The sequence below is a fragment of the Embleya sp. NPDC025285 genome (genome assembly GCF_055558835.1).
The window spans coordinates 129,964-150,859 of the sequence record NZ_JBVHLU010000017.1 but is presented as its reverse complement, the minus strand read 5'-3'; the positions used below and the strand labels follow the sequence as shown (position 1 = coordinate 150,859).

Genomic DNA, 20,896 nt, shown 5'->3' with positions numbered 1-20,896 from the left:
GTTTTTCTTCTTTTTTTTTCCTTGTTTGTCTCCTCTTCCCTCCTTTTCTCCCCCCCCCCCCCCCCCCCCCGACCCGGTGCCGGGACGGGGCAGCCCTACCGCCCGAGTCCGCGATAGCGCCGTACCGACAACGGCGCGAAGATCGCGATGAGCACCAGCGGCCAGACGAAGGCCATCAGGACCGCGTGGTCGGCGATCCAGGAGCCGCCGGCCCAGCCGGGGTTCCCGAACAACTCGCGGCCGGCGCCCGCGCTCGCGGACAGCGGATTCCACTCGGCGATCGTGCCCAGCCAGCCGGGCATCGTCTGCGGCGCCACGAACACGTTGGACAAGAAGCCCAGCGGCCAGACCAGGATCTGCAGGGCCGCGACCGACTCCGGCCCCTTCGCGCGCAGCGCCAGGTAGATGCCCATCCACAACACCGCCAGCCGCAGCGCCAGCAGCAGCGCGACGGCGAGCGCCGCCCGTCCCGGTCCCTCGTGCCAGCGCCAGCCCACTGCGAGCCCGCAGCCGATCAGCACGAGCAGTCCGACGGCGGCGTGCAGCATGTCGGCGAGCACCCGACCGCCGACCACCGCCGAGCGGGACATCGGCATCGACCGGAATCGGTCGGTCACCCCGCGCGAGGCGTCGCCGGCGACCGCCGTGAAGGTGGACTCGATGCCGAAGACCATCGTCATCGCGAACATCCCCGGCATCAGGAACTCGCGGTAGTCGCCGCCACCCGGCACGTCCATTCCGCCGCCGAACAGGTAGCCGAACATCAGCACCATCAGCACCGGGAACAGCAACCCGACCAGTACCGGCGCGGGTTGGCGGGCCCAGTGCGCGAACGCGCGCCGGGTCAGCGTCCAGGTGTCCAGCACGGCCCAGCGCAGTGCGGTACTCATCCGGCCACCTCCGCCTTGTCGCCCGTGCCGGGTTTGCCCGCCGCGCGCGGCGGTCCGCCCGCGCGGTCGTCCGGTTTCTCGTCCCGACGCACTCCGGTGATGGTCAGGAAGACCTCGTCCAGCGTGGGTCGGCGCAGCGCGATGTCCTCGGCCTCGATGCCCGCGTCGTGCAGCGCCCGCACCGTGCCGGTCAGCGCGGCCACCCGGTCGGAGACCGCGATGCCCACCCGCCGCTGGTCGTGGTGGATCTCCGGATTGCCGGCGCCCACGTCGGTCAGGATCGCGGCCGCCGCGCCCAGGTCGAGCGGGTCGCGGACCACCACGTCGATCCGGTCGCCGCCGAGCCGGGACTTGAGCTCGGTGGGTGTGCCCCGGGCGATCACCCGGCCGTGGTCGACCACCGAGATCGCGTCCGCGAGCATGTCCGCCTCCTCCAGGTACTGCGTGGTCAGCAGCACGCTGGTGCCGCCCGCCACCAGTTCGCGCACCGCGTCCCACACCTCGGTGCGCCCGCGCGGGTCGAGCCCGGTGGTCGGCTCGTCCAGGAACAGCACGTCGGGCGCCAGGATCAGCGACGCGGCCAGGTCCAGCCGGCGCCGCATGCCGCCCGAGTACGTGGTCACCGCCCGCGTGGCGACGTCGGTCAGCGCGAACCGCTCCAGCAGCTCGCCGGCCCGGATCCGGGCCTTGCGGGCACCCAGGTGGTGCAGCCGGCCGAACATCTCCAGGTTCTGCCGCCCGCCGAGCATCTCGTCCAGTGCGACGTGCTGCCCGAGCAGCCCGATCCGGGCCCGTACCCTCGCCGCGTCCCGCGTCACGTCGAGCCCGGCCACCTCGGCCCGCCCGCCGTCCGACGCCAGCAGTGTGGTCAGGATCCGCACCGCCGTGGTCTTGCCCGCCCCGTTGGGTCCGAGCAGCCCGTGCACCGTCCCGACCGGCACCTCCAGATCGAACCCGTCCAACGCCCGCTCGGCGCCGTAGGTCTTGGTCACACCCTCGGCGGAGATCGCCAGTGGCATGTACACCCCTTCTTGTTCGGCTTGTCGCGCTCTCGGGTCATGCCCTCGAAAGCCAACTCTGTACAACGTACGAAGTTGCTCCGTACGCCGTACCGTACGACATACGGAGTTGTCGCGCAAGCGTGCTCCCGATCGAATCCACGGCACTTGTCGATCAATTCCGGATGACGTACCGTACGCCATACGGAGTTTCCCGAGAGAGGCACGCACGTGGCACGAGAAAAGAGTGGGCGCGCCGATCCCGCGCGGACGCTCGCGTTGTTGTGGCGCACCGGCGAGGGGCCGACCAGGGGTCCCAAACAGGGACTGACCGTGGACCGCATCGTGCTCGCGGCCATCGCGATCGCCGACACCGACGGGCTCGGCGCGCTGTCCATGCGCGCGGTCGCCGAGCGCCTGGGGGTCGGCACCATGTCGCTGTACACCTACGTGCCGGGCAAGGCCGAGCTGCTGCACGTCATGTTCGACACCGTGCTCGGCGAGAGCGAGCTGCCCGACCCCATCGGGCTCGGCTGGCGCACGGCGCTGGAGCGGCAGGCGCGCGCCGACCACGCGCTCGCCCAACGGCACCCGTGGGTGGTGCAACTGTGGGGTCCCGGACTGCTGTTGATGGGCCCCAGGATCACCGCCCGGGCCGAGGTGGCGCTGCGCACCGTCGCCGACCTCGGGCTGACCGAGGCCGAGATGGCACACGTGGTCGGACTCGTGGACGCGTACGTCCGCGGGGTCACCCAGGTCGCCGTCGACGTCAACCGGGACGCGGCGAACAGCGGCGTGGGCTACGAGGACTGGTGGACGGAAAGCACGCCCTACCTGGAACGCCTGATCCAGCCCGCCCGTTTCCCCACCCTCACCCGGGTCTGGGCCGCCGGCACCTACGAGGAGCCGCCCGAGGCGAGCTTCGAGTTCGGCCTGCGCCTGGTCCTGGACGGCATCGAGACGCTGATCCGCTCCCGCGAGCCCGCGAAGTCCGCGGACCCCGCCCGGCCTGCGGAGTCCCCCGAACCCGCCCGGCACGCCGAGCCCGCCGAGGCCGGGGAATCCGCCCGGCACACCGAACCCCCCGCGACACAGGAGTAACGAACATCGCCACCCGCGTCACCCACGCCCCGCCCGACCTGATCCGACGCGCCGCCACCTTCGCGCCGGCCGATCCGCCCCGCGCCGGCACCGTCGCCTTCTGGCCGCACCCGACCGGCACCGACACCGTCACCGTGCTCGACGCCGACGGCATCGAGCACACCCATCCCGCCGTGCGCGTGCCGGTCACCGACGCGGTCCGGCTGCTCTCCCGGGCCCGCCGGGCCCCGGACGCCCACCCGGCCGCCGCGTTCTGGGGCGCGGCCACCGTGCTCGCGCTGCAACTGGTCGCGCGCGGCCGGATGTTGCCCGGCCTCTCCCCCGGCGACCACGACGCGTGGCGGGCCGGGCCGCTGGACGCCGCCGACGTGGAGCGGGTGCGAGCGCTCGCCGACGCGATGCCCGGCGAGGCGCGGGCGATCCCGACGCCGGGCGGCGTGCTGCTCCCGGAGGCCGCGCCGCTGGTCCGCGCCTTCCTGGACGCGGTCGCCGACACCATGCCGCGCACCGCCGCGACGTCGCGTGTCGGCGACTCCACCGCGTCCGCCGACGACGCCTCCGCGTTCGCCGCCGCCGCTCCGCGCCGGTTGCCCGAGTTGCGCCCGTGGTCGGACCGGGTCGCCGCCGGGATCGACACCGGCGTGCGGATCTCGCTGCGGCTGGAGACGTACGACGTCGAACACGCGCCGTTCCGGGCCGTGGTCCAGGTGCACTCGCTCGCCGACCCGACCGCGGTGATCGACGCGGACACCCTGTGGACCGGCACCGACCCGCGCTTCGGCGAACGCGCCCGGCTGGACGTACTGCTCGCGCTGCGCCGGGCCGCCCGGGTGTGGCCCGCCCTGGAACCACTGCTGAACGCCGGCGTGCCGGACCGCGTGGTGGTCGGCGACGACGACCTCGGCGCGCTGCTCGGCGCCGCGACCGCCCGGCTGGCCGCCGCCGGTGTCGAGGTGCACTGGCCGCGCGATCTCGTCCGCGACCTCACCGCCAAGGCCGTGGTCGGCGCCCGCGACCGGGCGCCCGGTGATCTGCGCGCCTTCCTCGGCGGCGACACCCCGCTCGGCTTCGACTGGCAACTCGCGCTCGGTGAGCACCCGTTGACCGCAGCCGAGATGGACGCGCTGGCCGAATCGCACCGACCCGTGGTCCGTCTGCGCGATCAGTGGGTGCTGGTCGACCCCGCCCTGGCCGCCAAGGCCCGCAACCGCTCGATCAAACCGCTCACCCCGATCGAGGCGCTGAACGCGGCCCTGACCGGCGGCACCGAGGTGGCCGGCAAGCGGATCGAGGTGGGCACCTCGGCGTGGCTGGACGACCTGCGCGCGCGGATCGCCGATCCGGACGCCGGCGGCGAGCCGATCGCCGCGCCCGAGGCGCTTGCCGCGACCCTGCGCGACTACCAACTGCGCGGCCTGCGCTGGCTGGATCGCATGACCTCGCTGGGCCTGGGCGGCTGCCTGGCCGACGACATGGGCCTGGGCAAGACCGTCACCCTGATCGCGCTGCACCTGCACCGCCGGACCGTGTGCAGCGACCCGGCCGAGGCCGCGCCGACCCTCGTGGTCTGCCCGGCCTCGCTGCTCGGCAACTGGGAGCGGGAGATCGAGCGCTTCGCGCCGGGTACCCCGGTGCGCCGCTTCCACGGCGCCACCCGCACCCTCGACGACCTCGGCGACGGCTTCGTGCTCACCACGTACGGCACGATGCGCCTGGATCGCGCCCGCCTGGCCGCCGTGCCGTGGGACCTGGTGGTCGCGGACGAGGCTCAGCACGTCAAGAACCACAGCTCCGGCACCGCCAAGGCGCTGCGCGCGATTCCGGCCCGGGCCAGGGTCGCGCTCACCGGCACCCCGGTGGAGAACCGGCTGTCCGAGCTGTGGGCCATCCTCGACTGGACCACCCCGGGCCTGCTCGGCAACCTCGCCGCGTTCCGCCGCCGTTGGGTCAAGCCGGTGGAGGCCGATCGGGACGGCCCCACGGCGGAGCGACTGGGCCGGCTGATCGCGCCGTTCCTGCTCCGCCGCCGCAAGTCCGATCCGGGCATCGCCCCGGAGCTGCCCGCCAAGACCGAGACCGATCAGCCCGTGTCGCTCACCCGCGAGCAGGCCGGGCTGTACGAGGCGGCGGTGCGCGAGGCGATGGCCGAGCTGCGGGACAGCAAGGGCATGGCCCGGCGCGGGCGGATCGTCGGCCTGCTCACCGGGCTCAAGCAGATCTGCAACCACCCCGCGCAGTACCTCAAGGAGAGCGCACCCCGCCTGGACGGTCGCTCCGGCAAGCTCGAACTGCTCGACGAACTCCTGGACACCATCCTCGCCGAGGACGGCGCGGTCCTGGTCTTCACCCAGTACGTCACCATGGCCAGACTGCTCGCCCGCCACCTCGACGCCCGGGGCATCGGCAACCAGCTTCTGCACGGCGGCACTTCGCCCGCCCGCCGGGACACCCTGGTCGCCCGCTTCCAGGACGGCGAGGTGCCCGTCTTCCTGCTCTCGCTCAAGGCGGCCGGCACCGGGCTCAACCTCACCCGCGCCGACCATGTCGTGCACTACGACCGCTGGTGGAACCCGGCCGTCGAGGAACAGGCCACCGACCGCGCGTACCGGATCGGCCAGACCCGGCCGGTCCAGGTGCACCGGTTCATCGCCGAGGGCACCATCGAGGACCGGATCGCCGAGATGTTGCGCGACAAGCGCGCGCTGGCCGAGTCGGTGCTCACCGGCGGCGAGGCGGCGCTGACCGAACTCTCCGACACCGAACTCGCGGACCTGGTCGAGCTGAGGAGCGCCCGATGACCGATGAGCGCCCGATGAGCGCCGAACCCGCCCGCGTCTTCCCCGCGTTCACCGCCCGCCGGTCGCGCGGCGCCAAGGGGCAGACCTGGTGGGGCCGCGCCTGGACCAACGCCCTGGAGGACTCGGCGCTTTCCGAGGAGCCGATGCGCAGGGGCCGGGCCTGCGCCAACTCGGGCCGGGTCGGCCCGATCACCGTCGGCCCGGGCCGGATCGCCGCGACCGTGCACGACGCGGACGGCACGCCGTACGAGACCGTGGTGCGGGTCGAACGGTTCACCGACGCGCAATGGGATCGCTTCCTCGACCAGGTGGCCGCCAAGGCCGGGCACCTGGCCGCGCTCGTGGAGCGGGACATGCCGCGCGATCTGGTGAGCGCCGCCGAGGACGCGGACGTCGTGCTGCTCCCCGGCATCGGCGATCTGGATCCGGAATGCGACTGTCCCGACTGGGAGTTGCCCTGCACGCACGCCGCCGCGTTGAGCTACCAGACGGCCTGGCTGCTGGACGCGGACCCGTTCGTGCTGCTGTTGATCCGCGGGCGGGGCGAACGCGTGTTCCTGGACCGGTTGCGCGAGCGGGACACGATCACCCGCGTTCGTGCCCCGGCGGCCGGGGTGCCCGGGGCCGGAACGACCGGGCCCGGGCTGCCCGGGTCCGGGGTGACCGCCCGGGAGGCGTACCGGCCGGCCGACCCGTTGCCCGCCGATCCGCCGCCGGTCCCGGACCCGGTCGCGCCGGCGCGCATCACGCCGCCGCCCGGGATCCCGGCGGGTGCGCTGGAGTCGCTCGTCGCCGAAGCCGCGCGCCGCGCCCGCGAGCTGCTCGCGGAGCAGTACTAGGGCGTGTCTTCAATCCCCCGTCGGGCTCCGCGTGTGAGCGCAGCGAGGAGCCCGACGGGCGGATGCCGTGCATCGGCGTGCCGGAGAAGCGCCCGCATCGTGGTTCGGTCTCCCTCGCCCGGCTGTGGCAGGACCACGGCGTGCGGCCGGCCGCCGTCCTGGGCCACTCCCCGGGGGAGATCGCCGCGGCATGTGTCGCCGGCGCGCTGACCTGGTGCGCTGGGGCACACGAAGAGTGAGATAGCCAAGCTGCTCTGCATCACGGTCAGCACGGTGGAGCAACACCTGACGCGGATGCACCGCAAGGTCGGGGTCAACGACCGGGCACAGTTGGCGTCGGCGCTGTTCACCGGTCCGCACAGGCAGGCGATCGGCGTGTGGCGCACAAGCGGCCGGCGCCCGGCCGGGCTGCCTCGTCGGGCTGCCCGGGTCGGGCGCCGGGCGTTGCGGGGCGGCGGCACGGCGTCGGTCGGAAAACACGATGATCATGCTGGGGGCCGGCTCTAGGATGATCGCCGCAGTGTCGCCGAGCGGACAGAGACGAATCGAACCATGCGCACACCGACGGGCCTCTCGCGTCAGGTCCTGATCTTCGACGCCGACGACACGTTGTGGGAGAACAACGTCCTGTTCGAGCGGGTCATCGAGGACTGGCTGGACTGGCTGGACCACCCCACCCTGGACCGGACCGAGATCCGCGCGATTCTCAACGACATCGAGGCCGCGAACGCGATCACGCACGGGTACGGGAGCAAGATGTTCCTGCGCAGCCTGGGCGAGGCGCTGGAGCGGCTGCACGCGCGGCCGGCCACCGCCGCGGAATTGCGGCACATCGAGCAACTCGCCGTCGCGCTGGTGGAGAACCGGGTGGAACTGGTCCCCGGGGTCGTCGAGACGCTCACCACCCTCGGCGCGCGCCACGACCTGATGCTGCTGACCAAGGGCGACACCGAGGAGCAGCAGCGCAAGATCGACGCGTCCGCGCTGGCCCACCACTTCAACAGCGTGCACATCGTGCCGGAGAAGGGTGTCGACGCCTACCTGGACCTCACCCGCACGCACGGGCTCGTGCCGGAGACGACCTGGATGATCGGAAATTCCCCCAAGTCCGACATTCTGCCCGCTCGGGGCGCGGGTCTGGGCGCGGTGTTCATCCCGAACGCGCATACCTGGGTCCTGGAGCAGAGCGAGCTGGATCCGAACGACAGCCGGGTGTTGACGCTGACCGCGTTCCCGCAGTTGCTGGAGCACTTCTGATGGCGGCGGACCGGCCCGCCGGCCCGTCCGTGTCCTGTGTCTTCGTGTGCCACGACGGCGCCGGGAGGGTGTTGTTGGCCCGCCGGTCGGCCGCGGCCCGGGACGAGGCGGGCACGTGGGACACCGGCGCGGGCGCGCTGGAGTGGGGCGAGACCTTCGAGCGCGCGGTGGCCAGAGAGGTACGCGAGGAGTACGCGACCGAGGCGTTGTCGATCGAGACCATCGGGGTGCGCAACGTGCTGCGCGGGGAGCCGGTGGAGACGCACTGGGTCGCGGTGGTGTTCGCGGTCGCGGTCGACCCGGAGCGGGTCGCGATCGGCGAGCCGCACAAGTTCGACGCGCTGGAGTGGTTCGCGCCCGACGCGCTGCCCACGCCGCTGCACTCGCAGTGCGCGGCGGGCCTCGGCCTGTTCCACGACTGGCTGAACCGGCCCCGGTAGCGCGACCGGGTCCGGTGGCCCGACCGGAACCCGGGAGCCCGGCGGGGCCGGTAGACCGACCGGGCGGTGGCCGAGGCCGCGCCGGCCGATCGTGCGGGCCGATCGGTCGCCCGCGCCCCGGCCGGCGAGGCTCAATGGCCGTACGGCGCGCCGCCCGGGTCCGCGTGCGCGGCCAGGTCCTGTTCGATCATCGCCTCCGGCCCCGCTGCGGTCCGCGCGGCCAACAGCCGCTCGTTGGCCGCCTGTTGCTCGCTCCCGTCGTAGGGCGTGCGGTGCTCGAAGTGCAGGCAGCTCCAGGACCGGTCGAGTTGCCGGCCCCGCCGCAACCGGGTGCGCGCGGCGACCTTCGCGAGCAGGTCGTCGTCCTCGCTGCCCCAGCCCACATAGCGCGGGCAATAGCCGCCGACGAGGTCGAACGTACGGCGGTCCACCAGCATCGCCCCCCACTGATACGGCGCGCGCCACAACCGGCTTCGGGGCCCGTACGGCGCCCGCGCCCGCGGCGGGGGCAACACGCGCGGGATCGCCTGCACATCCTCGGGCGCGCCGGGCGGTGGCGGATCCCACACCATGCGCTCGTCCGGGAAGCCGCGCAGCACACCGTCCGGATCCTCCCGTACGAAGCAGAACGGATCCCGGCCCACCGGGACCATGTCCACCGCGGCCCACCCGGACGGCAGTTCGGCGGCGCCGACGAGCCGGTACATCCACGGCTGGGCCAACGCCCCGCCGGCCGCCAACTCCAGCGCCCGCGCCACGAAGTCCCGCCCGAGCGGGGCCACGTCGGCGTCCGTCAGGTACAACACGGGTGCCCTGGCCCATTCCGCCGCCACGTTGCGCAGCAGCCCGGCGGCCAGGTTCGTGGCCGGGGCCCGGACCACTCGCACCCGCCGGCACGCGTCCAGGTCCGGCGGCACGGCCGGCGCCGGTTCCCCGGCCGTCGCCAGCACGACCTCGCAGCGCACGCTCTGCGCCAGCCAGGCCGCCGCGACCGACGCGAACACCGCGCGCGCCTCGTGGTCGCCGTACAGCGGAACCACCACGCTCACTTCCGGCATGCTCGGCCTCCCGTCACCGGGTCGCACCGCGCACCCTCGCGCTCGATGCCCGCGGTGGCGCGGTGAACCGCGGCTGGGCCTCGGTCGGCACCACGTGTGCGGGGCTCACGTGCGCGGGACGCCCGGTCGCGAACCACACCATCCACCGGGACGTGCCGTCGAAGCGCGGGAAGCCCCCGGCCCGACGAGGCGCGTTTCTCCAGAAGGTCGAGCGGGTCGTGCTCGACCCGACTGTCAGGTGTACCGGGCCCCCGACATCACGGTCAAGAGTCCTTCGGTCACACATGGTGCACACCGGCGCCCGGAATCATCGCTTCCGGGCGGCCGAGGCGGACGCCCGAGTCCGCCGGAGCGCGCGGCGCGGGTGTCCGTCACCCCTCGACGGGCCCGGCGAACAACATGCCGGCCATGGCCCGGAACGTGGCACCCGGGTCGGCGGCGGCGGGGATCCCCCCGGACAGGTGCAGGGCGGCGTATCCGTGCGCCAGCGACCACGCGGCGAGTACCGCCTGATCCGGATCGCCCCGGCGCTCGGCCGGCACGCCCGCGACCCCGCCGCGCAGCGACGCGCCGGCCCGGGCGCGCTGGCGCAGCAGTTCGGGATCGGTGCCGTCGATCGCGTGCGGGCGGTTCATCACCTCGAAGTGCGCGGGGTGCGCGAGCGCGAACAACACGTAGCACACGCCCAGTTCGCGCAGCGCGTCCAGGTCGCCGGGAACCACCTCGGCGAGCGCGTCGGCAAGCAGTCCGTAGCCCTCGGCCGCGATCGCGGTGAGCAGCCCGGTCTTGTCGCCGAAGTGGTGCGCGGGGGCGGCGTGCGACACGCCCGCGCGGCGGGCCAGGTCGCGCAGGCTGATCGCGCCGATCCCGTCCGAGGCCACCACGTCCAGCGCGGCGGCGAGCACGGCGCGGCGCAGATCGCCGTGGTGGTAAGGGCGTCCGGTGGTCATGGATCGATGCTACTCGGGATCTAGGCATTGACAAGTCTGGGCCAGAAGAGCAATCTTGTCATCGACAAGTTCGGGGTCCGGCTCGGTGATCCGACCGATGACCGCACCCGGCGGCGAAGTCCCGGGAAGACACGCCCCGGAAGACGCGTCTCGGAAAGCACATCCGCAAGACAAGTCCCAGGAAGAGGAACCGACATGAGCGCGACGAACGAAACCCTGAACCCCGGACTGGTCCGCCGGATGTGGCAGACCCTGGAGCCGTTGCACGCGCTGAACTACTACTCACCGGAGATGTTCAAGGAGGCCGAGGCCCTCGGGTACGCGGTGGACGAACGCTGGCCGGCCTACTTCGCGATGCGCGCGGCGGCGCTGGGCGCCGCCTCCGCCGAACTGGTCACCTCGACGTTCTACAGCTTCAGCCCGGCGATGGTCGCCCGGTACGTCCCCCGGGCCTGGGAGATCGCCGATCCGACCGCGGTGCTCGCGGCCCGGCTGCGCGCGGCCGACGCGACGCTGCGGGCGGCGCTCGGTGAGCGCGTACACGCCCCCGAGATCGCCGAGGCCGCCGCACTGACCAGGGAAGCGGCCGAGGCGGCCGACAACGTTGGCCGGCCACTGGCCGCCGCGCACGCCGCGCTGCCGTGGGCGAGCGAACCACACCTGGTGTTGTGGCAGGCGATCACCCGGCTGCGCGAGCACCGGGGCGACGGCCACATCGCGGCACTGGTGACCCACCGTCTGGACGGCGTCGAGGCGCTGGTCTCACACAGCGCCGCGGGCGCGGCGCCGGCCGAGATCTTCGCAAGCCGACAGTGGAGCACCGACGAGTGGGACGCGGCCCGTGAGCGCCTCGCCGCCCGGGGCTGGCTCACCGCCGACGGCACCGCGACCGAGGCGGGCCGGACCGGCCGCGACTCCGTCGAGGCCCTCACCGACGAACTCGCCGCCCAGCCCTGGCAGGCCATCGGCGCGACCCGCGCCGCGCACCTGGCCGACCTGATCCTGCCCGCGGTCATGGACACGATCGGCACGGGCCTGCTCCCGATGCAATCAACCCTCGGGATCGGAATGACCTACCCCCACCAGACCTGACCGAACGCCCCGGGCAAACCGGCCCGAGCCGCGCCCACTCGGCCCGAAACCGGTCCCGAGGTCGCACCCAGGGTCGGGGTCGGGGCCGGAAGAGGGTCGAGGGCGAAACAGGGTCGGTGGGGCGGCGTCGGGCGCCGGGTCGGGGCGAAGCACCGGCGGGGCCCGAACCGAGGCCCGAGTCGGGGCGAGGCCGGGGCAGGAACCCGGGCCCAGGCTGGAGCCCGGCCCGAATCGGGTCAGGTCGGGTCGGGGTCGGGGCTGAGCCACGGGCGGGGCAGGAGGCGGGTCGGAGCCGAAGTCGGGGCCCAGGCCGGAAACCGAGGCGGGGCCGGAGCCAAAGCCCGAGCCGGGCCCGGAGCCGGGCCGGGGCCAAGTCTGGGTACGGAGCCGGGTCGGGGCGGAGCAGGTCGGGGGCTGGTCGGGGTCAGAGCCGAAGTCGAGCCGAGCCGAGGCTGGAACCGAGGCCGGGGCTGGAACCAAACCCGGAGCCGGGCCGGGGCCAAGTCTGGGGAGGGAACCGGGTCGGGGGACGGAACCGGGTCGGGGACGGAGCAGGTCGGGGGCAGAGCCGAAGTCGAGCCGAGCCCAGGCCGGAAACCGAGGCCGGAACCCGGGCCGGAGCCGGAGCCGGAGCCACGGCGGAGCCAGAGCCGAGGCGGAGCCCGGGCCCGGGCCGACATTCGTCCCGGATTCGGCTTCAGCGGGTGCCTTTTCGGGTGGATCGCGTCGTGGGTGAGGGCTTTGCCGGGGGGCCGGCTCCCGGTTTGCGTGGGGCCGGCCGGTTGGGTGGTCTGCCGGCCCTGGCGGTGGCCGGTACCGAACCCGCAGGCCGCTCCGCCTCGGCGGGCTGCGGCGCGGTGGGGTCGGTGCCGCCAGTCTGCGCCCGCGCGTGCGCCTCGCGCAGGCCGTGTTCGATCGCCCGCAGCGTCGCCTTGAGCCGGGCCGGCCGCCCGGCGGCGGGGCCGTGTGCCAGGTCGGTGCAGCCCACCAGGCGGCCCGTACCCGCGAACGGGCGCAGTTCGACCTCGCGCGTGCCGCCCGGTTCGAACCGGATCGACGTACCCGCCGCGATGTTGGCTCGTATGCCGAAAGTCGCCGCGCGGTCGAACACGAGCGCCGGGTCGATCTCGGCGAAGTGGTAGTGCGATCCGACCCGGATCACACCGGCGCCGGAGTTGCGCACCGAGACCGTCAACACGGGCCGGTCAGGGGCCGGCGCGGCCGGGTCGTCGCGGTAGAGGTACCGCTGTGGTCGGGCCATGACCATGGGATCGACGCTCCTAGGCGACGGGGAAGGGGGACGCGTGCACGAACTCGCGTCCGTGCGCCCGGCCGAGCGGATGGGCGTGATCGAGCGCCGGCCGGTCCGAATGGGCGTGCACGGGCCAGTGCGCGCCGGTCGCCGCGAGGCCGTCGTCGCCGTGCACGCGGAAGCGCTCGACGGCCAGGCCGACCCGAGCGGCCAGCACCCCGGCCGCCGCCGGCCCGGACAGCAGCGGTGCCACGCCCGGAACGGGCGGCAGCACGAAGGACGCGGGCAGCGCGACGGTGCGCACCGCGCCCAACACCCGGCAGCGCTCCAGCGCCCGGCCCAGGTCCGGATCACCGCCGATCAGCGCGACCTCGACGATCCGATGCGTGCCGTGTTGCCACACCAGGCGCGCGATCCGGTACAACTCGGCGTCCTCGTGCGGCTCCCCCGCCGGCGCCGCGATCAGCAGTGCGGCCCGCGCCGGCACTCGCGCGGCGGCCGCGCGCAGCCACTCGGTGAGTTGCTCCGTACCGGCGAACGGCCGGCCCAGCAGCACCCGGGACCGCTCCGCCGCCGGCAGCGCGAGCAGGGTGCGCGCCGTGTCCGCGACCAGCGTCGCGTCCCGGCCCAACGTGATCGGCACCACGCACACTCGCTCCGCTCCGCCCCGCAGCAAGGCGCACACCGCCCGGTGCAGTTGCCGTCCGCACGCCACCGACGTCACCTCGGGCCCGAACAGCCCCGGCAGCGCCGCGCCGTTCGCACTCTCGTGGCCGCCGACCGCCACCACCGCCACCCGCTCCGACACGACTCAGCCGCCGATCGGGTCGACGCCGGACATCGCCCCGGCGCCGGCCGATGCCGAAGCCTTGGGCTCGTCGATCTCGCGGGGTTCCGGATTCATCGTGAATTCCTTTCTGCGGCGGGTACGACCGAGAGCCGGCTCGGCCCCGGGACGTGCGGTGGCCCCGAGCGGCCGGGCGCGGGCCCGACCGACCGGCGTGCGGGCACGCCGGTCGCGGGCCTCGGATGCGACTGCCCCGCGGACCCGTGACGTACGCGAGCCGCAGGCCCGGTGGCCTGGGTCGAGGGTTGTCTCGTCCCGACTATCCGCCGGGGCGACCCGCCAACCTCGCGCATCGGAGTGAAATATGACCATCCGGCGAGGGCCTCGGCCTCCCGGAGTCGGGCGCGGATCGGGTAGACAGGCATCATGAAGTTCCTCGTCCCGGCACTCGTGGTCGTCCTCCTCGCGGCCGCTCTCGTGTGGTTCGTGACCCGCCGGCCGCGCACCCCGCCGCCGCCGGTGCCGTCCGGCCGCTCGTCCCGCCCGGCCCCCGGTCAGATCTGGTGGGCCTCGGTGCCCTTCGACGAGGGCGACACCGCCAAGGACCGCCCGTGCCTGGTGGTCCGGGTGGGACCGCGCGGCGCCGACGTGCTCAAGATCACCAGCCGGGACCAGAGCACCCGCGACCGCTATGTGCGCATGCCCACCAAGACCTGGGATCCGGGCGCGGAGCGCCGCAGTTGGCTGGAGACCGGACCGCTGCGCACGATCGGCCACGACGCCTTCCGCCGCCCGGCGGGCGTCTGCGATCGACGCGTGTGGTCCCGGATCAGCCGCGCCCACCGGGTCCGCTGACAAGACGCCACGCCCTGCCACCGCGTGCGGCCCCGCCCGCCCCCCGCCCGCCCGCCCGCCTGCCCGCCTGCCCGCCTGCCCGCCTGCCCGCCGACGACCTTCAGCTCTTCGGGTCGACCCCGTCCGCGAGTTCGTCCACGGCCAGGTCCCCGGTCGGCAACTGCGGCAGCCGATAGACCGCGTGCCCCACCAGATGGGTCGCCACCGGAACGGTGGTGAGTTGGAAGAACCCCACCATCACCAGCATCCCGATGTCGATCCCGCTGCGCAGCCGCAGCCCCAGACCGAGCGTGACCAGCAGCAGGCCGAGCACCTGCGGCTTGGCCACCGTGTGCATCCTGGACAACGTGTCCGGGAAGCGCAGCAGCCCCACGCCCGCGACGAACGCGAGCGCGCAACCCGCGAGCAGGCACACCGCCGAGGCGCCGTCGGCGAATTCGCCGGCCCGCACGTCAGCCGTCCTCGCGGGCCGAGAAGCGCACGATCGACACCGAGCCCAGGAAGCCGACCAGGGCCAGCGCCAGCAGCACCGGCACGGTCGTGGTGTGTCGGTTCAAGGTGGCCTCCGCCGCGATCGCGGCCAACACCACCGCGAGCAGCATGTCCACCGCCACCGCCCGGTCCAGGGTCGACGGCCCGCGCACGAGCCGGATCAGGGCCGCCACCGCGGCCCCGCCGAGCAATACGATCACGGCACCGCCGACGAACGCGTTCATGAACCACCTCCGGGGTCTGCCGCGGACACGCCGCGTTCCGCACGGGTACCGAACGCGGCGACCACCCGGGCCTCCAGGCGCACCACCGCCCGCCGGGCCGCCGCCACCGAGGCCGGCGTATCGGCGCCCAGGGCATGGATGAACAGCGTGGTCGGCCGGCCCTGACGGATCTCGATCACGATGCTGCCGGGCATCACGTTCAGCGCGAGCACGGTGAGCGTGAGCAGCACGTCCGAGCGGGTGGCCGACTCGACCCCCACCACCGAACTGCGCGGCAACCTGCCCGGCCACAACGCCTGCCACGCCACCCGCAGCGAGGACATCACCAGGTCACCCACGAACATCGCCACGAACCGGGCCAGCCCCCACGGCCGGAACGCGAGCCTGCCCCGACCGGACGACAGCGGCAGCAGTCCCGACAGCAGCACCGCGACCACGATCCCGGTCAGCACGTTGGCGACGGTCAGCGTGCCCCACAGCGCCACCCACACGGCGGTCAACCACACCACCAACAGCGGCGAGATCCGCCCGCGCCGGGACACCGCCCGAATCCGGGTCGCGCTCATCGGCCCGCCCCGCGTTCGAACCCGCCCGGCAGCGGCACCGCGTCGACATAGCCGACCCGGCCCACCAGTTCCACACCCGTGCGATCGACCAGTGCGACCAGCGGACCGGCCAGCACCGTGAAGGCCAACCCCACCGCGACCAGGGCGCAGGTCGCGTACGTCATCGCGCGCGGCAATGCCCCGCCGGTGGCCGCGACATCACGCCCGCTCAGACTCGCGCCGGAGGAGTACGCGGTCGCACCCGAGGTGTCCGGCGAACTGCCGAACACCTGCCCCCACACCCGGGCCATCGCGTACAGCGTCAACAGGCTGGTCCCCACCGCCGCGCCGATCAGCACGTACGAGGCCGGCGTGCCGCTCTCCGCGCCCGCCTGCAACAGCAGCCACTTGCCCAGGAATCCGGACAGCGGCGGGATCCCGCCCAGGTTCATCGCCGGTACGAAGAACAACACCGCGAGCGCCGGCGACAGCCGCACCAGCCCGCCGAGCCGGCCCAGGTCGGTACTCCCGCCGCGCCGCTCGATCAGCCCGGTGACCAGGAACAGCGAGGTCTGCACGGTGATGTGGTGGATCGTGTAGAACACCGTGCCGGCCAGGGCCGCCGCGCTCGCGATCGCGATGCCGAACACCATGTAGCCGATGTGGCTGACCAGGGTGAAGGACAACAGTCGGTTCAGGTCGCTCTGCACGATCGCGCCCAGGATGCCGACGATCATCGTCGACGCGGCCACCACCAGGAGCAGTGCGCGCAGATGTCCGTCCGGGAAGAGCAACGTCTGCACCCGGATGATCGCGTACACACCGACCTTGGTCAGCAGTCCGGCGAACACCGCGGTCACCGGCGCGGGCGCGGTCGGGTACGAGTCGGGCAGCCACGCGGACAGCGGGAACACCGCCGCCTTGACCCCGAATCCGATCAGCAACATCGATTCCAGCACCAGTTGCACGCCGGGATCCACCTCGGGCAGCCGTACCGCGAGCTGGGCCAGGTTGACCGTGCCGGTCGCCGCGTAGACCATCGCGATCGCGGCGAGGAACACCATCGAGGACAGCAGGCCGACCACCACGTAGCCGGCGCCCGCGCGCACCCGGGCGGCGGTGCCGCCCACGGTCAACAACACGTAGCTGGCCGCGAGCAACACCTCGAAGCCCACGTACAGATTGAACAGGTCGCCCGCCAGGAACGCGTCCGCCACCCCCGCGACCAGGATCAGGTACGTGGGGTGGAACACCGACAGCGGCGTGGCCTCGTCCTCGTCCGCACGGCCCTGGCCGATCGAGTAGACCAGGACGCCGAGGGTGACCGCGCAGGAGACCACCAGCATCAGCGCGGACAGCCGATCCGCGACCAGCACGATCCCGGTCGGCGCGGGCCATCCGGCCAGCCTGGCCACCACCGGACCGTCCCGATCCGCGGCCACCAGGAGCGCGATCGCCACGCCGAGAACCGCGGTCAGCACCCCGATGCTGATCACCCGCTGGCCGCGCGGCAGTCGGGCGCCGATCGCCAGCTTGAGCCCGGCGCCGAACAGCGGCAACAAGACCGGCAGCGGCGCCAGATGATTCATCGGCGGGGCCTGTTCCGGCCCTGCTCGTCACGGACTCGGCCCGTTGGATCGACGCGGCGCGGGAACTCGGTGTCGGGCACCGCGTCCACCACGCTGTCCGCGCGGGCGACGGCAGCCCGTTCGGCCCGCGCCTGCCGATTGAGCTCGCGCCGCGCCCGCCGGAAACGGGCCCGCAGTTCGGCCTGCTGGATGCGGTGCTCGGACTTGATCCCGCGCAGCCGCAGTTTCAGCTCCTCGCGCCGCTCGCCCACGATCCGCTGCGCCTCGGGCCGGCCGCCCTGCCCTCGCTCGTCCACGCCCAGCCGTCGACACTCGTCGGCGTAGTTCGCCCGGGCCTCCACCGCCAGCCGCCGCACCACTGCCCGACGCTCCGCCGTCTGCCTGCGCAACTCGCGGCGCAGCCGCCGGTGTTCGGTGCGCAGGTTGCCCCGCTCGGCACGCCGCCCCACGCGCAGGTCCTCGGCGTCGTCCTGGATCTCGTCGGTCCCGGTGAGTTCCCAGTGCCGGTGCACCATCGACAACACGAACGCGGTCACCGCGAGCGTGATCACGATCGCGGTCAACACCATCGCCTGCGGCAGCGGATCGTTCATCGCGCTCGGCAAGGTCACCCCGAGCACGGGCGCGCCGCCCGCGCGACCACCGCCGGCGAGCACGATCAGGTTGGCCCCGTTGCCGATCAGCACCACGCCCAGCAGGACCCGGGTCAGGCTGCGTTCCAGCACCAGGTACACCCCGACGCCCACCAGGACGGCGGCGGTCAGTACCAGGATCATCGTCGGGCTCTTCATACGATCACCGTCCGTTCGGCGTCCCGGTCCCGGGTCTGTTCGATGCGTCGGTCCAGCTCCGCGCCGAGCGCGGTCAACACGTCCTGCACGAGGCCGATCACCAGCAGGTAGACGCCGATGTCGAAGAACACCGACGTCGCGATGTGCACGTCGCCGAACAGCGGCAGCGTGGCGTCTACCACCGTGCTGCGCAGCGCCGAGCCGCCCACGATCAGGCCGACCAGGCCGGCGCCCGCGCTGATCACCAGGCCCGCGCCGAGCAGCCGCCCGGCGGGCAACGGCGCGGCCTCGGCCAGTTCGTAACGCCCGCCCGCGAGGTAGCGCAGGAGCAGCGCGAGGCCGGCGGTGATCCCGCCGGCGAAGCCGCCGCCGGGTGTGGAGTGGCCGCTGAACAGGAAGTACAGCGACAACACCAGCACGGTCGGGAAGGCGACCCGCGCGACCGTCTCGAAGAGCACCGTGCGCCGCTCGGGGGCGAGCGTGCCGACCACGACCGGCCCGGGGATCGGCTCTGCCGCCGGGTCCGGCTCGCCCGGCGGGTGGGTCCCGCCGGGCGGCGTCGGCGGGTTCGGTGCCCCGTCGCCGGGTCGCGGCAGGCCGTGGGCCCGGCGCACGAAGATCAGGCTGGTCACGCCGATCGCGGCGACCGCGAGGACGGCGATCTCGCCCATCGTGTCCCAGGCCCGGATGTCCACGAGCAGGACGCTGACGATCTCCTTGCCGCCCGCCTCCTTCGCAGCGGCGGCGAACGCCTGGGACACCGGCGGGTGGGTGCGCGCGGCGAACGCGGAGATCGCGACGCCCCCGAGCACCACACCGGTGAGCACGCCCAAGCCGATGTGCACGGCCCGGCGCCCCGGCCGGGTGGTGTTCGCGAACCGGCGCGGGAGTCGGCGCAGCACCAGCAGGAACACCACCACGCTGACCGTCTCGACCAGTCCTTGGGTGAGCGCGAGATCGGGGGCACCCTGGAGGACGAACAGCGTCGCGCAGCCGTAGCCGGTGACGCCGACCAGGAGTACGGCGGGCAGCCGGTCCCGGGTGCCGGCGGCGATCAGCGCGGCGGCGGCGACCAGTACGCCGACCACGACCTGCGCGGCCGAGTCGGACCAGCGTGGCGGATGCGGAAAGGGCAGCGGGAGGTGGGCGAGCGCGATCGAGGCGGTGGTCGCGATCAGGCTGAGCAGGATCACCCCGACATAGACCGGCATCGAGCCGCGCTGCGTGGTGCCGGTCAGTTGCAGGGCGCCTCGGTCCACACCGCGCACCAGCGCGTCGTACAGCCGCGAGGGTTCGATCCGCGCGGTGGCCAGTTGCAGGCGCACCACCGGCTCGCGGGCCAGGAACAGCACGATGCCCACGCCGATCGCGGCGCAGGACAGGTACAGCGCGGTACCCGGGCCGTGCCACAGGGCCAGGTGATAGTCGGTCCCTTCGGCCGGGAACTCGTCGGCGTACGACGAGATCCAGTGGTCCAGCGACGCTGCCGCCGGGCCCAGCACCAGGCAGCCGGTGCCGAGCAGGAGCGCGGGGCCGAGCAGCAGTCCGCCGAACGGTTCGCAGCCGGTGGTGGGTACGCCGGGTTTGCGGGCGAAGGCGCCCCAGACGAAGCGCAGGCTGTACGCGGCGGTCAGCGCGGAGCCGGCGACCAGCACGCCCAGCACGATGGAGTCGGTGCGGCCCCGGTGCAGAAACGCCTCGTACACGGCCTCCTTGGCGACGAACCCGACCATCGGCGGCAGCCCGGCCATGGACAGCGCGGCCACCACCGCGACCACGCAGGTGATCGGTATGGCCTTGGCCAGGCCGGACAGTCGGCGCAGATCCCGGGTGCCGGCGGCGTGGTCGATGATGCCGACCACCAGGAACAGAGTGGCCTTGAACAGGGCGTGTGCGACGAGCATCGCGATGCCGGCGAGCGCCGCGTCCCGGTTGCCCGCGCCGGTGACCACGATCAGCAGGCCGAGTTGGCTGACGGTGCCGTAGGCGAGCACTCGTTTGAGGTCGTCCTCGCGCAGCGCCCGCCATCCGGCCAGGAGCAGCGTCGCGCAGCCGGCGATCAGCACGATCGGCCGCCAGGGCATGACCTGGGCGAAGCCGGGGGCCAGGCGGGCGACCAGGTACACGCCCGCCTTGACCATCGCGGCCGCGTGCAGGTACGCGCTGACCGGGGTGGGCGCCGCCATCGCGGCGGGCAGCCAGGAACCGAACGGCACGATCGCCGACTTGGACAGCGCGCCGACCAGGATCAGCACGATCGCGGTGGTCACCACGGTGCCGCCGGGCGGGTCGGCGAGGATCTCGGAGAGCCGGTAGGTATCCGCCCGCTCGCCGAGCAGGATCAGCCCGACCAGCATCGCCAGTCCGCCGAAGGTGGTCATGGTCAGTGCCTGCATCGCGGCCCGGCGCGAGCCCCGGTGCTCGCTGCGATGACCGATCAGCAGGTAGGAGAAGACCGTGGTCAGCTCCCAGAACACGTACAGCAGGATCAGGTCGTCGGTGGTGACCAGTCCGATCATCGCGCCGGCGAAGCCGACCAGGACTCCGGCGAACGCGCCGAGCCCGGGCTCGTCCGCGGCGAAGTAGCGCGCGCAGTACACCAGGACCAGAACACCCACGCCGGCCGCGAGGAACACCATCAGCAGCGCGAGCGCGTCGCATCGAAACGCGAGGGAGACGCCCTGCTCGGGGATCCACGGGCGCGATTCGACCACCGGCTCGCCGTCGAACACCGAGGCGGCCTGGGCCAGTGCCCACCCCGTGGTCGCCACCGGGAGCGCGGCGAGCACGAGAAAGGCGTTCCGCCCGAGGCGTCGAATCAGCCACGGAGCAATCGCCGCGACCACGAAGTACGAGGCCACCGAGAAGATCATGACGCTACGTTATGGTGCATTACGCCCAAATCAGCACTAATCGGGCATATGTCCCTCGTTTTTCC

At 73.3% G+C, this 20,896-nt stretch carries 21 protein-coding genes; 9 read left to right on the top strand and 12 right to left on the bottom strand.

Annotation, left to right across the window (positions count from 1 at the left end; genetic code table 11):
- Positions 1-95 precede the first annotated feature (95 nt).
- Positions 96-890 carry an ABC transporter permease gene (locus ACZ4FV_RS14385; RefSeq protein ID WP_395868094.1) on the bottom strand — a complete coding sequence of 265 codons (795 nt, stop codon included), beginning with the start codon at positions 888-890 and terminating at the stop codon, positions 96-98.
- The gene (locus ACZ4FV_RS14380) at positions 887-1,909 is read right to left on the bottom strand and encodes an ATP-binding cassette domain-containing protein (RefSeq protein ID WP_395868096.1); all 1,023 of its coding nucleotides are present in this window, start codon (positions 1,907-1,909) and stop codon (positions 887-889) included. The genes ACZ4FV_RS14385 and ACZ4FV_RS14380 overlap by 4 nt, the downstream gene beginning before the upstream one ends.
- Positions 1,910-2,119: 210 nt before the next feature.
- Between ACZ4FV_RS14380 and ACZ4FV_RS14375 the strand changes: the two genes are divergently transcribed.
- From ACZ4FV_RS14375 to ACZ4FV_RS14345, 7 genes are all read left to right on the top strand, one after another.
- Positions 2,120-2,989, top strand: a complete 870-nt coding sequence (locus tag ACZ4FV_RS14375; protein WP_395868098.1) for a TetR/AcrR family transcriptional regulator — start codon at positions 2,120-2,122, stop codon at positions 2,987-2,989.
- A 134-nt stretch (positions 2,990-3,123) separates the two neighbouring features.
- On the top strand, positions 3,124-5,787 hold the full coding sequence (locus ACZ4FV_RS14370; protein ID WP_465322712.1) for a DEAD/DEAH box helicase: 2,664 nt from the start codon (positions 3,124-3,126) through the stop codon (positions 5,785-5,787).
- Entirely contained in the window at positions 5,784-6,626 is an 843-nt protein-coding gene (locus ACZ4FV_RS14365; RefSeq protein WP_402230190.1) for an SWIM zinc finger family protein, read from the top strand. The genes ACZ4FV_RS14370 and ACZ4FV_RS14365 overlap by 4 nt, the downstream gene beginning before the upstream one ends.
- A 62-nt stretch (positions 6,627-6,688) precedes the next feature.
- Positions 6,689-6,865 (top strand): acyltransferase domain-containing protein, encoded by a 177-nt coding sequence (locus ACZ4FV_RS14360; protein WP_395868105.1) that lies wholly within the window; start codon positions 6,689-6,691, stop codon positions 6,863-6,865.
- 34 nt (positions 6,866-6,899) lie between these two features.
- A complete protein-coding gene (locus tag ACZ4FV_RS14355; RefSeq protein WP_465322711.1) occupies positions 6,900-7,133 on the top strand; it encodes a hypothetical protein in 234 nt (77 codons plus the stop codon).
- Between the two features lie 45 nt (positions 7,134-7,178).
- Positions 7,179-7,883 (top strand): HAD family hydrolase, encoded by a 705-nt coding sequence (locus ACZ4FV_RS14350; RefSeq protein WP_395868109.1) that lies wholly within the window; start codon positions 7,179-7,181, stop codon positions 7,881-7,883.
- Entirely contained in the window at positions 7,883-8,323 is a 441-nt protein-coding gene (locus ACZ4FV_RS14345) for an NUDIX domain-containing protein (protein ID WP_395868111.1), read from the top strand. Before ACZ4FV_RS14350 ends, ACZ4FV_RS14345 begins: the two co-directional genes overlap by 1 nt.
- Before the next feature lie 131 nt (positions 8,324-8,454).
- Here ACZ4FV_RS14345 and ACZ4FV_RS14340 read toward each other — a convergent pair whose 3' ends face one another.
- The gene (locus ACZ4FV_RS14340) at positions 8,455-9,381 is read right to left on the bottom strand and encodes a galactosyltransferase-related protein (protein ID WP_465322710.1); all 927 of its coding nucleotides are present in this window, start codon (positions 9,379-9,381) and stop codon (positions 8,455-8,457) included.
- 371 nt (positions 9,382-9,752) lie between these two features.
- A complete protein-coding gene (locus tag ACZ4FV_RS14335) occupies positions 9,753-10,331 on the bottom strand; it encodes a TetR/AcrR family transcriptional regulator (protein ID WP_402230180.1) in 579 nt (192 codons plus the stop codon).
- Positions 10,332-10,526: 195 nt separating this feature from the next.
- Between ACZ4FV_RS14335 and ACZ4FV_RS14330 the strand changes: the two genes are divergently transcribed.
- The gene (locus tag ACZ4FV_RS14330; protein ID WP_395868117.1) at positions 10,527-11,423 is read left to right on the top strand and encodes an SCO6745 family protein; all 897 of its coding nucleotides are present in this window, start codon (positions 10,527-10,529) and stop codon (positions 11,421-11,423) included.
- A 697-nt stretch (positions 11,424-12,120) separates the two neighbouring features.
- Here the strand turns inward: ACZ4FV_RS14330 and ACZ4FV_RS14325 are convergent.
- Together ACZ4FV_RS14325 and ACZ4FV_RS14320 are read right to left on the bottom strand one after the other, a co-directional pair.
- The gene (locus tag ACZ4FV_RS14325; RefSeq protein WP_465322709.1) at positions 12,121-12,690 is read right to left on the bottom strand and encodes an urease subunit beta; all 570 of its coding nucleotides are present in this window, start codon (positions 12,688-12,690) and stop codon (positions 12,121-12,123) included.
- 13 nt (positions 12,691-12,703) lie between these two features.
- A complete protein-coding gene (locus ACZ4FV_RS14320) occupies positions 12,704-13,483 on the bottom strand; it encodes a sirohydrochlorin chelatase (RefSeq protein ID WP_402230175.1) in 780 nt (259 codons plus the stop codon).
- A 405-nt stretch (positions 13,484-13,888) separates the two neighbouring features.
- Between ACZ4FV_RS14320 and ACZ4FV_RS14315 the strand changes: the two genes are divergently transcribed.
- Positions 13,889-14,317: a type II toxin-antitoxin system PemK/MazF family toxin gene (locus ACZ4FV_RS14315; RefSeq protein WP_395868123.1), complete on the top strand. Its 429-nt coding sequence runs from the start codon at positions 13,889-13,891 to the stop codon at positions 14,315-14,317.
- A gap of 100 nt (positions 14,318-14,417) precedes the next feature.
- Here ACZ4FV_RS14315 and ACZ4FV_RS14310 read toward each other — a convergent pair whose 3' ends face one another.
- The 6 genes from ACZ4FV_RS14310 to ACZ4FV_RS14285 are packed head-to-tail and all read right to left on the bottom strand — an operon-like array spanning position 14,418 to position 20,831.
- A complete protein-coding gene (locus tag ACZ4FV_RS14310; protein ID WP_395868125.1) occupies positions 14,418-14,768 on the bottom strand; it encodes a cation:proton antiporter in 351 nt (116 codons plus the stop codon).
- A gap of 1 nt (position 14,769) precedes the next feature.
- A complete protein-coding gene (locus tag ACZ4FV_RS14305; RefSeq protein WP_395868127.1) occupies positions 14,770-15,033 on the bottom strand; it encodes an MrpF/PhaF family protein in 264 nt (87 codons plus the stop codon).
- Complete coding sequence (locus ACZ4FV_RS14300; RefSeq protein ID WP_402230170.1) at positions 15,030-15,599, bottom strand: Na+/H+ antiporter subunit E; 570 nt, start codon at positions 15,597-15,599, stop codon at positions 15,030-15,032. The genes ACZ4FV_RS14305 and ACZ4FV_RS14300 overlap by 4 nt, the downstream gene beginning before the upstream one ends.
- Complete coding sequence (locus tag ACZ4FV_RS14295) at positions 15,596-17,167, bottom strand: Na+/H+ antiporter subunit D (protein ID WP_465322708.1); 1,572 nt, start codon at positions 17,165-17,167, stop codon at positions 15,596-15,598. Before ACZ4FV_RS14295 ends, ACZ4FV_RS14300 begins: the two co-directional genes overlap by 4 nt.
- Entirely contained in the window at positions 17,164-17,958 is a 795-nt protein-coding gene (locus ACZ4FV_RS14290; RefSeq protein ID WP_402230168.1) for a Na(+)/H(+) antiporter subunit C, read from the bottom strand. Before ACZ4FV_RS14290 ends, ACZ4FV_RS14295 begins: the two co-directional genes overlap by 4 nt.
- Positions 17,955-20,831 carry a Na+/H+ antiporter subunit A gene (locus ACZ4FV_RS14285; RefSeq protein ID WP_402230166.1) on the bottom strand — a complete coding sequence of 959 codons (2,877 nt, stop codon included), beginning with the start codon at positions 20,829-20,831 and terminating at the stop codon, positions 17,955-17,957. Before ACZ4FV_RS14285 ends, ACZ4FV_RS14290 begins: the two co-directional genes overlap by 4 nt.
- Positions 20,832-20,896: the final 65 nt, after the last annotated feature.

What these genes read in the sequence shown, in the direction of transcription:
- ACZ4FV_RS14385 (WP_395868094.1), bottom strand. Translation starts at nt 890, where the DNA reads ATGAGTACCGCACTGCGCTGGGCCGTGCTGGACACCTGGACGCTGACC.
- ACZ4FV_RS14380 (WP_395868096.1), bottom strand. Translation starts at nt 1,909, where the DNA reads ATGCCACTGGCGATCTCCGCCGAGGGTGTGACCAAGACCTACGGCGCC.
- ACZ4FV_RS14365 (WP_402230190.1), top strand. Translation starts at nt 5,784, where the DNA reads ATGACCGATGAGCGCCCGATGAGCGCCGAACCCGCCCGCGTCTTCCCC.
- ACZ4FV_RS14360 (WP_395868105.1), top strand. Translation starts at nt 6,689, where the DNA reads ATGCCGTGCATCGGCGTGCCGGAGAAGCGCCCGCATCGTGGTTCGGTC.
- ACZ4FV_RS14350 (WP_395868109.1), top strand. Translation starts at nt 7,179, where the DNA reads ATGCGCACACCGACGGGCCTCTCGCGTCAGGTCCTGATCTTCGACGCC.
- ACZ4FV_RS14345 (WP_395868111.1), top strand. Translation starts at nt 7,883, where the DNA reads ATGGCGGCGGACCGGCCCGCCGGCCCGTCCGTGTCCTGTGTCTTCGTG.
- ACZ4FV_RS14340 (WP_465322710.1), bottom strand. Translation starts at nt 9,381, where the DNA reads ATGCCGGAAGTGAGCGTGGTGGTTCCGCTGTACGGCGACCACGAGGCG.
- ACZ4FV_RS14335 (WP_402230180.1), bottom strand. Translation starts at nt 10,331, where the DNA reads ATGACCACCGGACGCCCTTACCACCACGGCGATCTGCGCCGCGCCGTG.
- ACZ4FV_RS14330 (WP_395868117.1), top strand. Translation starts at nt 10,527, where the DNA reads ATGAGCGCGACGAACGAAACCCTGAACCCCGGACTGGTCCGCCGGATG.
- ACZ4FV_RS14325 (WP_465322709.1), bottom strand. Translation starts at nt 12,690, where the DNA reads ATGGTCATGGCCCGACCACAGCGGTACCTCTACCGCGACGACCCGGCC.
- ACZ4FV_RS14315 (WP_395868123.1), top strand. Translation starts at nt 13,889, where the DNA reads ATGAAGTTCCTCGTCCCGGCACTCGTGGTCGTCCTCCTCGCGGCCGCT.
- ACZ4FV_RS14305 (WP_395868127.1), bottom strand. Translation starts at nt 15,033, where the DNA reads ATGAACGCGTTCGTCGGCGGTGCCGTGATCGTATTGCTCGGCGGGGCC.
- ACZ4FV_RS14300 (WP_402230170.1), bottom strand. Translation starts at nt 15,599, where the DNA reads ATGAGCGCGACCCGGATTCGGGCGGTGTCCCGGCGCGGGCGGATCTCG.
- ACZ4FV_RS14295 (WP_465322708.1), bottom strand. Translation starts at nt 17,167, where the DNA reads ATGAATCATCTGGCGCCGCTGCCGGTCTTGTTGCCGCTGTTCGGCGCC.
- ACZ4FV_RS14290 (WP_402230168.1), bottom strand. Translation starts at nt 17,958, where the DNA reads ATGAAGAGCCCGACGATGATCCTGGTACTGACCGCCGCCGTCCTGGTG.
- ACZ4FV_RS14285 (WP_402230166.1), bottom strand. Translation starts at nt 20,831, where the DNA reads ATGATCTTCTCGGTGGCCTCGTACTTCGTGGTCGCGGCGATTGCTCCG.